The 13355-nt window shown below is 62.5% G+C and carries 10 protein-coding genes and 2 pseudogenes; 8 read left to right on the top strand and 4 right to left on the bottom strand.

Going from position 1 to position 13355, the window contains the following annotated elements:
- From EOA85_RS02985 to EOA85_RS02965, 5 genes and pseudogenes are all read left to right on the top strand, one after another.
- Window positions 1-876 (top strand): glycine C-acetyltransferase (locus EOA85_RS02985; protein ID WP_127208308.1); only part of this gene is annotated, 876 nt, incomplete at its 5' end.
- Window positions 876-1910 carry an L-threonine 3-dehydrogenase gene (tdh, locus tag EOA85_RS02980; protein ID WP_127208307.1) on the top strand — a complete coding sequence of 345 codons (1035 nt, stop codon included), beginning with the start codon at window positions 876-878 and terminating at the stop codon, window positions 1908-1910. The genes EOA85_RS02985 and tdh, both read left to right, overlap by 1 nt.
- 393 nt (window positions 1911-2303) lie before the next feature.
- Window positions 2304-3058 (top strand): annotated as a pseudogene (locus tag EOA85_RS02975) (IS481 family transposase); the annotation flags it as partial.
- Between the two features lie 273 nt (window positions 3059-3331).
- The gene (locus EOA85_RS02970; protein ID WP_127208311.1) at window positions 3332-4654 is read left to right on the top strand and encodes an FAD-binding oxidoreductase; all 1323 of its coding nucleotides are present in this window, start codon (window positions 3332-3334) and stop codon (window positions 4652-4654) included.
- Window positions 4655-4702: 48 nt separating this feature from the next.
- Window positions 4703-4963, top strand: coding sequence for a LysR substrate-binding domain-containing protein (locus tag EOA85_RS02965; RefSeq protein WP_348627873.1), 261 nt, complete (start codon window positions 4703-4705; stop codon window positions 4961-4963).
- Window positions 4964-5006: 43 nt separating this feature from the next.
- Here the strand turns inward: EOA85_RS02965 and EOA85_RS02960 are convergent, their stop codons facing one another.
- Entirely contained in the window at window positions 5007-5945 is a 939-nt protein-coding gene (locus tag EOA85_RS02960; RefSeq protein WP_127208310.1) for an ornithine cyclodeaminase family protein, read from the bottom strand.
- A gap of 299 nt (window positions 5946-6244) precedes the next feature.
- Here EOA85_RS02960 and EOA85_RS02955 point away from each other — a divergent pair, with 299 nt between their 5' ends.
- From EOA85_RS02955 to EOA85_RS02945, 3 genes are all read left to right on the top strand, one after another.
- On the top strand, window positions 6245-7111 hold the full coding sequence (locus EOA85_RS02955) for a GNAT family N-acetyltransferase (RefSeq protein ID WP_127208306.1): 867 nt from the start codon (window positions 6245-6247) through the stop codon (window positions 7109-7111).
- Window positions 7112-7131: 20 nt separating this feature from the next.
- Window positions 7132-8301 carry an alanine racemase gene (locus EOA85_RS02950; protein WP_127208305.1) on the top strand — a complete coding sequence of 390 codons (1170 nt, stop codon included), beginning with the start codon at window positions 7132-7134 and terminating at the stop codon, window positions 8299-8301.
- 93 nt (window positions 8302-8394) lie between these two features.
- A complete protein-coding gene (locus tag EOA85_RS02945; protein ID WP_127208304.1) occupies window positions 8395-9849 on the top strand; it encodes an aldehyde dehydrogenase family protein in 1455 nt (484 codons plus the stop codon).
- Between the two features lie 95 nt (window positions 9850-9944).
- On the opposite strand, the gene EOA85_RS02940 is transcribed toward EOA85_RS02945, so the two are convergent.
- The 3 genes and pseudogenes from EOA85_RS02940 to EOA85_RS02930 form a co-directional block, all read right to left on the bottom strand.
- On the bottom strand, window positions 9945-11273 hold the full coding sequence (locus EOA85_RS02940) for an aminotransferase class III-fold pyridoxal phosphate-dependent enzyme (RefSeq protein WP_127208309.1): 1329 nt from the start codon (window positions 11271-11273) through the stop codon (window positions 9945-9947).
- A 369-nt stretch (window positions 11274-11642) separates the two neighbouring features.
- Window positions 11643-12317: pseudogene (locus EOA85_RS38585) on the bottom strand (phosphotransferase); the annotation flags it as partial.
- A 256-nt stretch (window positions 12318-12573) separates the two neighbouring features.
- Complete coding sequence (locus EOA85_RS02930) at window positions 12574-13242, bottom strand: haloacid dehalogenase type II (RefSeq protein ID WP_127208303.1); 669 nt, start codon at window positions 13240-13242, stop codon at window positions 12574-12576.
- Window positions 13243-13355 lie beyond the last annotated feature (113 nt).

Here is a 13355-nt window from a genome sequence, read left to right as displayed (position 1 = left end):
ATCCTCTATTCCTCCTGCTTCGACGCCAATGGCGGCCTGTTCGAGACGCTGCTCGGCGAGGAGGACGCGGTCATCTCCGACGCGCTCAACCACGCCTCGATCATCGATGGCATAAGGTTGTCGAAGGCGCGCCGCTACCGCTACGCCAACAACGACATGAGGGAGCTGGAGGAGCGGCTGAAGGAGGCTTCCGACGCGCGCTTCCGCCTGATCGCGACCGACGGCGTCTTTTCCATGGACGGCGTGATCGCCAACCTGAAAGGCATCTGCGACCTTGCCGAGGAATACGACGCAATGGTGATGGTGGACGACAGCCACGCCGTCGGCTTCGTCGGCGAGCATGGCCGCGGCACGCCGGAATATTGCGGCGTTGAGGGCCGGGTCCATATCCTTACCGGCACGCTCGGCAAGGCGCTCGGCGGCGCCTCGGGTGGCTACGCGGCCGCGAGCAGGCCAGTGGTCGAATGGCTGCGCCAGCGTTCGCGGCCTTATCTGTTTTCCAACACGCTGATGCCCGCGATCGCGGGAGCCTCGCTCAAGGTGCTGGACATGATCGAAGAGGGCGGCGGCTTGCGCCGCCGGCTCTACGACAATGCAGCCCGTTTTCGCGCCGGCATGGAGAAGCTGGGTTTCACACTTGCCGGCGGCGACCACCCGATCGTCCCGGTGATGATCGGCGACGCCGTGCTTGCTTCGAAAATGGCCGACATGCTGCTGGAGCGCGGCATCTACGTGATCGGTTTCTCCTTTCCGGTTGTGCCGAAGGGGCAGGCGCGCATCAGGACGCAGATGTCGGCGGCTCACTCTGCGGGCGATATCGACCGGGCGGTGGCGGCGTTCGGGGAAGTGGGACGCGAACTGGGAGTGATTTCCTGATGTCCAACATGATGCGCGCACTCGTGAAGGCAAAGGCCGAACCCGGCATCTGGATGGAACAGGTGCCGGTGCCGGAGATCGGCCCCAACGACGTGCTGATCAAGGTGAAGAAGACGGCGATCTGCGGCACCGACGTCCACATCTACAACTGGGACCAGTGGGCGCAGAAGACCGTGCCGGTGCCGATGGTGACCGGCCACGAATTCGTCGGCGAGGTCGCGGATTTCGGCAAGGAGGTGACGGAATACAGGATCGGCCAGCGCGTGGCGGGCGAGGGGCACATCGTCTGCGGTCATTGCCGCAACTGCCGCGCCGGCAGGGGGCATCTGTGCCGAAACACGCTCGGCGTCGGCGTCAACCGGCCGGGCGCATTCGCCGAATACCTTTCTATTCCGCAGCACAATGTCGTGCCGATCCCCGACGACATTCCCGACGAGGTGGCTGCGATCTTCGATCCGCTTGGCAATGCCGTGCACACCGCGCTTTCGTTCGACCTGGTCGGCGAGGATGTGCTGGTCACCGGTGCCGGGCCGATCGGCATCATGGGGGCCCTGGTGGCGCAGGCGGTCGGCGCGAGAAAGGTGGTCATCACCGACATCAATCCCTCCAGGCTGGAACTTGCGCGGAAGATGAAGATTCATCATGTCGTCGACGCCTCCAAGGAGAAGCTGCGCGACGTGATGCGCGACGAGGGCATGACCGAGGGTTTCGACGTCGGCCTCGAAATGTCGGGCTCGGCGGCCGCCTTCCGCGACATGATCGATACGATGAACAATGGCGGCAAGATCGCGATTCTGGGCATCGCGCCGACCGGCTTCGAGGTTGACTGGAACAAGGTCATCTTCAAGATGCTGACCCTGAAGGGGATCTATGGGCGCGAAATGTTCGAGACCTGGTACAAGATGATCGCGCTGGTGCAGGGCCCGCTCGATGTCACCGGGCTGATCACGCACCGCATCGGCATCGACGACTACCAGACCGGCTTCGATGCCATGCGCAGCGGAAATTCCGGCAAGGTGGTGATGGACTGGTGACGGAGGCACTTGGGGCGAGATCAAGGCTCATCATCCGACATGAACGCCCGGGAGCAGCGCGATTTACCCATTGCTGAGGGCGACGATGACGTTGCTTTATGTTCAGGGTTATCGAATCCAGACTTGATTGCCATCTGGCGCGCAGCCGGTGACACGCGGTTGGTCGTATTGAGAGGCATTCCGCTAGGGACGGGCAAGCAGGAATGAAAACGCAAATAGTCGTCGTTGGCGGTGGGGCTGGAGGTCTTGAGCTCGTGCAGAGGCTCGGAGCACGGCGCGCAATCGGATAGAAATGGATAGTTTCGGCGGAAGCCATAATCCATTCTCGGGCGGGCATGGCACGATCCGGGGACAGCGGCAGTCCGTCGAGCGATACAACATAGTCAAGAAAGCTTGACGGCGCTGGCGAAGCGCTATGGAATCAACCAGAAGACCGTCGCGAAGTTGCGGAGTCGGACCTGTGTCATCGATCTACCGACTGGCCGAAGGACGCGCGGTCGACCGTGCTCACGGTCGAGGAAGAGGCCGTCATCGTCTCCTTTCGACCCTATACGCTGCTGCCGCTGGATGACTGCTTCTATGCGTTGCAGCCGACAATCCCGCAACTGACACCCTCGTCATTGCACCGCTGCCTGCAGCGTCAAGGCGTCAGCCGCTTGCCCGATGTCGAAGGCGAACGGCCGGCGAAGAAGAAGTTCAAGAGCTATCCGATCGGCTACTTTCCATATACACATCGCCGAGGTGAGAACCAAACAGGGCAAGCTGCACAGGTTCGTCGCCATCGATCGTACCTCGAAGTTTGCCTTCGTGGAGTTGCATGAGAAGGCCACCACTGTCCAGAGAGTTCCTGCTCCGGCTGATCGCGGCCGTTCCCTATAAGATCCACACCGTGCTCACCGACGATGGAATCCAGTTCACCACATCCGATGCCGGAGGCTCGGCCCTGCGGCTGATCAAAGAGGCCATCGCCGACGGCGAACGCTTCTGGGCGCCTGCCTTCGAATATGCTTGCGCCACGAACGACATCGAGCACCGCACAACTAAGGCCAAGTATCCTTGGACCAATGGACAGGTCGAGAGGATGAACCGCACGATCCAGGACGACACGGTCAAACGCTTCTACTACGAGGGCCACGATCAGGCTCAGATAACACCTCACCGACTTCGTTGCCGCTTACAACTTCGCTCGTAGGCTCAAGACCCTCAAGCGCGATCCAACGGACTCACGAGCAGGTTGCGCCGCCCTGCGCCGAACTGAAACTCGGTCGGGCTTGAGCAGCTCGTATCGATCAAGCGATCAAAAACCCGCACATCTGGCGAAGTCCTAGTTGATTTCGGCACATTCTTTCGAGCGCACGATGCGATGAAGGGCTGATCGGAACTTTGCTTCCGCATTCTTGGCAGCCGAGGTTGGTTGGAACATGTCGCCCCGAGTCGAACGCATTCACAGCGATGAGCGTCTCCCGGCCGAGGCCGACGTCGTCATCGTCGGCGGCGGCATCCTCGGCTCTACGGCCGCCTATTTCCTGGCGAAACGTGGCCTCTCTGTGGCTCTGCTCGAGAAGGGCCACGTCGGCTGTGAACAATCGAGCCGAAACTGGGGTTGGTGCCGCCAGCAGAACCGCGATCGGCGCGAACTGCCGCTCTCGGTGATCTCCATGCGACTGTGGGACGAGCTCACGCGCGATATCAATCGGGACCTTGGATTTCGACGCTGCGGTCTCGTCTATGCAACCCACGACGAGGCTGTGCTCGCCGGCTGGGAAAAGTGGCGCGAGGTCGCCAGGGAGTACGACGTCGACACCCGCGTGCTGAGCCGGGCGGAAGTGGCCGAGCGCGTCCCCGAAACGCGCGACAAATGGGTCGGCGGGACCTATTCGGACCGGGACGGTAAGGCCGAACCTGCGCTCGCCGCGCCGGCTATCGCCGATGGGGCCAGAGCTCTGGGCGCCACGATCCACCAGGGATGCGCCGCGCGGGCGCTCGACTTGGCCAATGGCAAGATTGCGGGCGTGCACACGGAGAAGGGCTACATCAGAACCAGCGCGGTGCTGTGCGCCGCTGGCGCTTGGGCCTCGCGCTTCCTGAGGCCGCTCGGAATCAGTTTCCCCCAAGCGAGCATCCGGCAGACCGCGCTGCGTTCCACCCCGACAATCAACATAGGCGAGGCGGTCTCCACACCCTACTGCACGATCACGCGCCGACTGGACGGCAGCTATACGCTTGCGATCAGCGGCAAGGCGAACCTCGAAATCACGCCCCAGGCTATTCGGTATAGCCGGGAATTCATGCCGCAGTTCTTGCGTCGCCTGAAGAACGTCAGGCTCGGCATCGGCCAATCGTTCGTTTCGGGGCCGGATTCATTGCCGGCGCTCCTGACCAGCGACGATCGGATCTTCGAAAAGAATCGCGTGTTGGATCCTCCACCCTTGAAATGGCTGGTAAGCCAAGTGGTGGAGAGTGTCCGGAAAACCTTCCCTCAACTCGGCGATATAGAGATCGATAGCGCCTGGGGCGGCTTCGTCGATTGCACGCCGGACGCAGTGCCTGTGGTGTCGCAGGTGGACGGGGTGAAAGGCCTCGTCCTCGCGGCGGGCTGCTCGGGCCACGGCTTCGGTTTGGGCCCGGGGCTTGGCCATCTCGCCGCAGAGCTCGTCGTAAACGACACGCCTTGCGTCGATCCTACACCGTTCCGCCTGTCGCGTCTGGTCGACGGCTCGAAGCTGGACATTGCCGCCATCTGAAGGTCAGCCGGAAGTCAGGCCTGACGCGCACCAACCCTCCACCCCTCGGTGCTGCGCCCAACGGAAATTCGCTTCTACGACCATCACTTTCTGATCGTTGAAGCCGCATCGGCGGGGTTGGGCGTTGCCCTCAGTCCCATGGTCCTCGCAACCGACGACATAGATAGAGAGCGGCTCATCGCACCGGTCGGCTTCGATCCCGACGGAAGCCACTACGGGCTCATATGGATAGGACAAACTGAACTGTCTGGGAAAGCCCACGATCTTGCTCGATGGCTGGAAGCAGAATGCAAGATTTCGTTTGGCTAAGCAGGTATGCAGTAGATGCCGGTCAAATCCCTCGTGCGCTAGATCAGCGGTGGGACGCCTCAGCGCGGATCAGCGCCTCGGCCATGTAGAGATCCTGTAGGGAGATGCCGGAGCTGTCGAAGACGGTAATCTCTTCGTCGGAGCGGCGTCCCGGCGCGCGGCCTTCGATCACATCGCCGATCGCCGTTAGGGCGAGCATGCCGGCGTCGATTTCGTCGCGCACGTGCTGAAAGTCGCCGATCTGGACGGACTGTGAAGGCAAGTCGCAGAAGAGGCTTGCCCTCGAGAGCAATTCTGTCGGCAATTCCTGCTTGCCGGGCGCATCCGATCCCATGCTGACGACGTGCGCGCCGTCACGCACCCAATGGGCCTGAAACAGTGGCTCGCGCGAGGGGGTTGCAGTGACCACGATGTCCGCCTGACGCACGGCGTCTTCGGCCGAGACGGCGCGCGCCGCGAGGTCTTTGGCGCGGATACGCTCGACAAAAGTGTCGCGTCGCGGTGAAGGTCCGGCCACGACCAATACCGTCTCGACCGGACGGATGCGAGCCAGCGCCGCGACCTCGAAACCCGCCTGGTTGCCGGCGCCGAATATCGCCAGCACCTTGGCGTCCTTCCGGGCAAGAAGGTCGGCCGCCACCGCGTCGGCGGCGGCTGTTCGATAGGCATTGACCTTGCCCGCCTCGATCACGGCGCCGAGGCGTCCGGTTTCCTGGTCGAGCAGGACGACGGTGGAGTTGTGGCGGGGCAGGCCGCGCGCGGGATTGCCCGACCAGAAGGAGCCGATCTTGACTCCGGTCAGCTCGTCCGACGAACCGGATTTGATTGAGAAGGTATTGGTCGCCTCCCGTGCACGCCCCAGAACCGCGGGAAAGACCAGGCTCTGTTTCGAAGCGGCAGCAACGAGAGCTCTCCGCACGGCGTCGAAAGCCAGTTCATGGGTGACCAGGGCGGCTGAGTCCTCTTCGCTGATGTAGATCATCCCGAATACCTCCTGAGCAACAAGCTGTTCATCGTTGGGGCGTGTTGCGACTGTGCGATTGCGGGGCTTGGATCGCGTCCGTTGTGAACCGTGCGGGCGCAACACGGATCGCCAAACGATGAAAGCGAGGCGATACGAGGCGCCGGATATACTTCGCCCGCTTTGCGCAGTTTGGTATGCCGAGGAATGGCTCAAAACGAATAGTCTCGCTGATCTGAACGGGCAAAACAGCAGCGAAATCTGTGCTCCGGACGGCACCTTGAGGTTCGATCTCTGGGTAAATCGAAGGCGTCTTGCGCATGGCCGTTGGGCTTAACAATGACATCGTCGGCGATCCGACCGAGCTGACCGCGTTCGAGATCAGCCATGTGCCGGGCGCGCTGAAGCTGTCGCAGGAAATGGGCTGGCCTTACCGCAGCGAGGACTGGGAGTTTGCTGCCAGGGTGGGCGAGGGCCTTGTCCTTGAGCGTTCAGGCGAGGTGATCGGGTCGGCAATGTGGTGGAACTACGGGCAGGCCTATGCCTCGGCCGGGATGATCATCGTCACCCGCTCCGCGCAAGGCGGCGGCAATGGCTCGCGGCTCTTCAACGCGTTGCTTGAGGCGACGGAAGGTCGCAACGTGCTGCTCAATTCGACCGAAGATGGGCTGACGCTCTACAAACGACGCGGCTTCACCGTTTGGGGCACCGTGCTTCAGCACCAGGGCCAACTGAACGTCCCCGTACCCGCGAAGGCCTGCGCCGACATCAGGCCGGCGACGGTATCAGACCTGCCGGCACTCCGCGCCTTCGACGAACGGGCCACCGGAATGCCTCGCGGGCCGATGGTCGCTGCGCTTGCAAATGTGGGCGACGTGGTGGTGATCGACCGCCGTGGACGGGTCACCGGTTACGCGATCGCCAGGAAGTTCGGGCGCGGCTACGTTGTCGGCCCAGTGGCCGCGGAAAGCGCCGAAGACGCGCAACGCCTGATCCTAGACCAGCTTTCGAGGCTCCACGGCCAGTTCGTGCGCATCGACGTCTATGCCGAGCATGGATTGGGCGACTGGCTGGAATGCCTGGGCCTTGTCAGGGTCGGCGGAGCCAGCGCCATGGTCAAGGGGCGGCGACCAATGCCCGACGGTGCGGCCTGCATGTACGCCCTGGCGAACCAGTCCTTCGGTTAGTGATGAGGAACATCGAGAACATGGAAACGAACGCGAAATCGCTGGAACCGGTCCAAAAGATCGATGGCCTTGTCACACCGTCGCTGCTGCTGGATCGCGGGAAGCTCGAGCGCAACATAAACCGTCTCGCCGACCACGCCAGGAACCTTGGCGTTGTGTTGCGCCCGCACATGAAGACGGCCAAGAGCATTGACGTCGCCCGACAGGTCTTCCCCACTGAACCCGGCCCGATCACGGTCTCGACCATCGCCGAGGCGGAATACTTCGCCAGCCACGGCTATCGCGACCTGACCTATGCCGTCGGCCTGTCGCCGGCCTCGGCTCTGCGTGCCTCGGAGCTGTGCCGCCGCACCGGCGTCGACCTGAAGCTGCTGCTTGATACCGTTGAACAGGCCGATGCCCTGGCCGATGTGCGCAAGGCCACGGGCGTTACTCCATCCGTGTTCATCGAACTGGATTGCGACGACCATCGCGGTGGGCTGAAGCCGGACGATCCCAAGCTCATCGAGGTCGCCGACCGGGTGGTCGCGGCGGGCGCCCACCTCGTCGGCGTCCTCGCCCATGCGGGCGAGTCCTATGGTTTGAGCACGCCCGATGCTCTGGTGAGGGCAGCCGAGAACGAGCGTTCAGCCACCGTGCGAGCCGCCGAAATTCTGCGCGCTCGAGGCCATGCCTGCCCGATCGTCAGCCTCGGCTCGACGCCCACCGCACACTTCGCCGAGAATCTCGATGGCGTCACCGAACTGCGCGCCGGTGTCTACATGTTCTTCGACCTCGTCCAGCATGGAGTCGGGGTCTGTGCCGTCGACGACATCGCGATTTCAGTGCTGGCCACGGTGGTCGGCGTTAAGCCGGAGAAGGGCTGGGTGCTTGTCGACGCGGGGTGGATGGCGCTCTCGCGCGATCGCGGCACCGCGAGCCAGCGGGTAGATCAGGGTTACGGCCTGGTATGCGACGAGGCGGGTCGCGTGCTCGAAGACGTGATCGTGTCACAGGCCAGCCAGGAACACGGCATCATGGCGATCCGCAGCGGCTCGGCCAAGAGCATGCCAGACCTTCGGGTCGGTGCCCGGGTGCGGATCCTGCCAAACCACGCCTGCGCGATGGCCGGCCAGCACGATTTCTACAGCGTCGTCAACGGAGGAAGTCCGGAGATCGACGCGCGGTGGGAGCGGATCCGCGGCTGGTAGAAGTTCCGCTGGCCGGCGATCCCCGGATATTTCGGGCGTCCCTGGTTCCTGCCGAGTCCTCGGCGCCTACTATCGGATGAAGGACCTAGTGACATGACCACGCCCCTCGAGCACCTGTCTCGCAACGGCCGCCTCGGCACATTCTTCATCGACGGCGAATGGCGCGCGCCCAGGGGCACTGGCCAGGCCGCCGTCACGAATCCGGCGACGGAAGAAGTGGTGACGCAATTTCCGCTCGGAAACGGCGAGGACGTGGACGCGGCCGTTTCAGCGGCCCGCCGGGCATTCGCCACCTGGAGCCGTACCAAGCCGGAATACCGCGCGGATTTGCTCGATCGCCTGCAGGCGCTGCTCGAGGCTCGCACCGAGCTGCTTGCGCAATGCCTGACCCTCGAAATGGGCGCGGCGATCGCATATGCGCGCACCGCGCAGGTGCCGCTGGCGATCGCCCATGTGCGGGTCGCTCGCGAGGTCCTGACGGCCTTCCCCTTCGTCGAGCAGCGCGGTCACACCGCCGTCACTCGCGAACCGATCGGGGTCTGCGCGCTGATCACACCGTGGAACTGGCCACTCTACCAGATCACCGCCAAGGTCGCGCCGGCGCTCGCCGCAGGCTGCACGGTCGTGCTGAAGCCGAGCGAGCTTTCTCCGTTGAGCGCCCTCATGTTCGCCGAGGCGATCGAAGAAGCCGGCTTCCCGGCCGGTGTCTTCAACCTCGTCAATGGCGACGGCCCTTGCGTCGGTGCGGCTCTCGCCTCCCATCCGGACGTCGACATGATCTCGATTACCGGCTCCACCCGCGCGGGCATCGCGGTGGCCCAGGCGGCAGCGCCGACGGTCAAGCGCGTCGCGCAGGAGCTCGGCGGCAAGTCGCCGAATGTGATCCTCCCGGACGCCGATCTCGATCGCGCCGTCTCGCTGGGCATCGCCGCCGCCTTCCGCAATCTCGGCCAGTCGTGCAGTGCGCCGACGCGTATGATCGTGCCGCGCGCGCAGCTTTCCGAGATCGAGTCGATTGCCAGGCGCGCCGCGGACGATATCGTTGTCGGTGATCCTCTCGCGGCGACCACCACCCATGGCGCAATCGCCAACGGCGCCCAGTTCGACCGGATTCAGACGATGATCGGCGTCGGGATTTCGGAAGGCGCGAAGGTCGTCGCCGGCGGACAGGGCCGTCCCGGCGGTCTGAATGCCGGATTCTACGTCAAACCGACGATTTTTTCCGAGGTGCGCACCGGCATGCGTATTGCCCAGGAGGAGATCTTCGGCCCGGTTCTTTGCGTCATTCCTTACGAGACAGTGGAGGAGGCCGTCACCATCGCCAACGACACCGTCTATGGCCTCGGGGCGCATGTGCAGGGCAAAGACATGGACGTCGTCAAGGACGTCGCGTCGCAAATCTGCGCCGGGCAGGTGCATCTCAACTACCCGACGTGGGACCCCCACGCGCCGTTCGGCGGCTTCAAGCAATCCGGAAACGGACGCGAGTACGGACTCGAGGGCATGCTGGAGTATCTCGAGGTCAAATCGATCCTCGGCTATTTCTAGGCGTCATTCGCCAGGCGCAGGGACGCGCGCCGGTGGCGCCATCTATTCCAATAGGCTGCCTTCGGTGAGCGCTTCCGCACATTGCGGTATGCGGTCTAGCCTGCGACCTTGATGAGCGCTTGCTCCATGGATGCAAGGAAGAGGTCCACATGCTCGGCTTGGCAAACGAGCGGAGGGCGCACTTTAAGTGTATCCTCATTGGCCCCTGTCGTGCTGATAAGTACGCCGTCATTCCGCATCGCGTTGACCACATCCAAAGCCATTGCACGCCGGCCCGCGGCCGGTGTGTCCTCAGGCCCCATGTCGATGCCAAAGAAAAGACCGGCGTTTCGGATCGCACGAACTCCATGATGCTGCTTTGCGATCTTTTCCAGTCCGGCTCGGAGGCGCTGGCTCGTGGCAAGCGCCTTTTGGGGAATTTGGTCACGCTGCAGGATCATTAGCACGGCGTCCGCGGTAGCTATTCCAACTGTGTTTCCGGCGAACGTGTTCGAGTAGCGCGCGGTGGCGCCAAACTGCTCCATCGGGGCTCTGCGACCAACGACGGCGCCAATTGGAAATCCGTTGCCCATCGGCTTGCCGAGGGTAACAAGATCCGGAACGGTCCGGTGCCGCTCGAAGCCCCACATATGGGCGCCAGTTCGCCCAAAGCCCGGCTGAACTTCGTCGGCAATGACGAGGCCACCTGCCTCCCGCACCGCCGTAGCTCCGCCGGCAATAAAACCAGGAGGATCTGCCCATACGCCATCGCTGGAAAAAATACTGTCGATGAGCAGGGCCGCAACGCCTATGCCACGACGGTTCAGATCCATAATGGCTGAACGAATCTGTGCCTCGAAAAAGTCCGCAGCCTGGGCTTCCGGCACGCCCGCCGGCCCGGGTAGGGTTACCATGCGCACGAATGGGCTGAGCTTGACTGCGTCGCCCAGGTTCGGCGAAACCGCGGCGGTAGCCGCACTCGTGCCGTGATACGCATAGGTGGACACGATCACACCTTCGTTGCCGCTCGCAAATCGCGCGATACGCAGGGCCAGATCGTTGGATTCACTCCCCGTGCAAGTAAAAACCACACGGTCGAGCTCGTTTGGGAAAGTATCAACCAACCGCTCGGCATAGTCGACAAGTTTCGGCTCGAGATAGCGCGTGTTGGCGCTTATTCGGCCCGCCTGCTCAGCCATTGCGGCGATTACTTCCGGGTGGCAATGGCCGAGAGACGGCACGTTATTATAGAAGTCGAGATAGGCCCGCCCGTCAGGATCGTAGAGCCACATGCCTTCGCCGCGAACGAAGTGCACGGGCCGGCGGTACTGGAGCCGATAGGAGGCCCCCAGAACGTCGTCACGGCGAGCAATTAGCTCGGACTCGCGCCTGGGAAGATCGGATTCGCCAGGTCTGTAGCGATTCGGCATGAGATCGGTGGACATGTGCTGCTGCCTATCTGAACGAGTATCTTGATCAATTCGCGGTTCGGCGACCCTGCCTGTCGGGCGAACCGATACGGCGTTGCAGCGGGACGACGACATTGCCGCCTGGACTGCCGCCTCGCCCGAGGCGCCACCAAGAGGCGTCAGGATGGAGAGGCCATGCTCGGCACGCGCGACGTTCTTTTTGATGTACTGGGCGTCGCCCGGAAAAAGGTGGGAGCGCCAGTAATTGACCAGGATCAAAGCGCTTTGTCGCGCCCGCATCAATCCGACGAGCAGTCTTGCTTCCAGCGCCGAAATTGCAATGACCGAGGCATAGCCGGCGATAAAATGTTCGGCCCCACCCAAAGGAAGGTTCGGATCCGTCACGGCGTGACTTGCCGCGATCGCCAGATCCTGGATCCTGGGGCTCCAGCAGCCATCGCCAAAATCGATGAAACCCGTTCCCTGGGCAGTCGTCATCATATTGAATGGGCTGGGATCATTATGGGTGACCTGCCACGCCACGTTCGAGATTTGTGGCTCAACAAACTCCACATAGTCCGCCATCGCGACGCGAACGCTGTCGGCAATGCTCCCGGATGGGAGGTATTGCTCTAGTTCCATCAACCGCGACCAGCACCCGACATGCCAAAGAACGGGACGGTGGGCCGCGGGCACATTGACTTGCGCAAGGGCCAAGTCCAGCCGGGCCAGAGCGCTGCCAGTTCGAAAAAGCAGGTCCGGAGTGGGCACCGCCTTGTGCAGCGGAACGCCTTCGATCCGGGTCTGCAAGTACCCGCATACCCCTTCTTCCTCAAACATCAACGCGCCGCTTCTGGTGCGGAGCACTTCGGGTGCAACGAAGCCCGCGGCCCCTTGCAATCCCGCCATGGTGGCGCTTTGGAAACGAAAGCTGTCGACCGCCTCCGGTCTTGTCGACGTCTTCAGGATCAGTCGGTGGCCGTCCGACAGGTTGACCTCAACGGTGCGCTCGACCTCGGAGGATAATGTGGCGATCGATCCCGCCAATCCGTAGTGACGCTTAAGCAATGCCGCCGACATGTCTTGTTCCGCGGAAGCCGGCCGCATGGCCAGGATTGCGGCGGCAGTGCGAAAATAGGTTTCGGTTGAGGCTGCCGCGTAAGGCAGATGGTCGCGTCCCGCAGCCATGGAGCCATTGGGCTGGCCTGCTTCTTCATCGGAGACCAGATGACTACAAGCACCCAACTCGAAAGATCCTCGCCTGCTGGATATGGTGTTCTTCTTGCTGCGAGAGGTGGAGCGGTCCAGCCAATAAACCCGCGCCCCATCCTCGCCCTCAGATCCCGAAAACGCCCGGTAGCTCCGTCACATCGCGGATTTCGGTGTACTCGTAATAAGGGTTGGCCGGCTCATGGCCGCGATTAACCCAGACCTTGCTCTTGATCCCTAGGTCATAGGAAGACATCAGGTCGTGGCGGAAAGACGAGGAAACGTGAGTTATGTCCTCCGGGCCGCATTCCAGCATGTCGAACATATATTCGAACGCCTTGAAGTGCGGCTTGTAAGCCCCCGCCTGTTCAGCGGTGTAGACGGCATGAAATGGCGCGCCGAGTTTTGCCACGTTCGACGGAATTTGGGCCATCATGGAGTTCGAAAGGATAGCCAGCGGAATTTCCTTGGCTAGTTTAGCCAAGCCCTCGGGAACGTCCTGATGCGGTCCCCAGGTCGGGATGCGGTTGTAGATCGTTTCAGCGTCTTCGGCACGGAATGCGACGTTGTTGCGGCGGCACGTGCGCTCCAGTGCGTTGTGGACGACATCGGCATAGGGCTTCCAGTCCTGCAACACCTCATCGAGGCGGTAGGCTTGGAAGTTTCTGATGAATTCGTCCATGCGCGGCCCATCCAGAAGATGACCGAACAGATCCCGAGCGGCTCCCGCCATTTGGAAATTGATCAGCGTGCCGTGGCAATCAAAAGTCACGTATTTCGGCCGGAAGCGATCCATGTCCTTGGTTCCTGTCAATCTGCCGTGTTAGCCGAGCATAGCCGCAGGCGTTTGGCAGAATGTGCCGCAATACATGGTCGTTCGGCAGAAGGGCCCTCCGGTCTACCGCAAAC

The organism is Mesorhizobium sp. M5C.F.Ca.IN.020.29.1.1, assembly GCF_003997375.1.
Classification (GTDB): Bacteria; Pseudomonadota; Alphaproteobacteria; order Rhizobiales; family Rhizobiaceae; genus Mesorhizobium; species Mesorhizobium wenxiniae.
The sequence above is the reverse complement of the archived record's forward strand: the minus strand, read 5'-3'. Positions and strand labels throughout refer to the sequence as shown.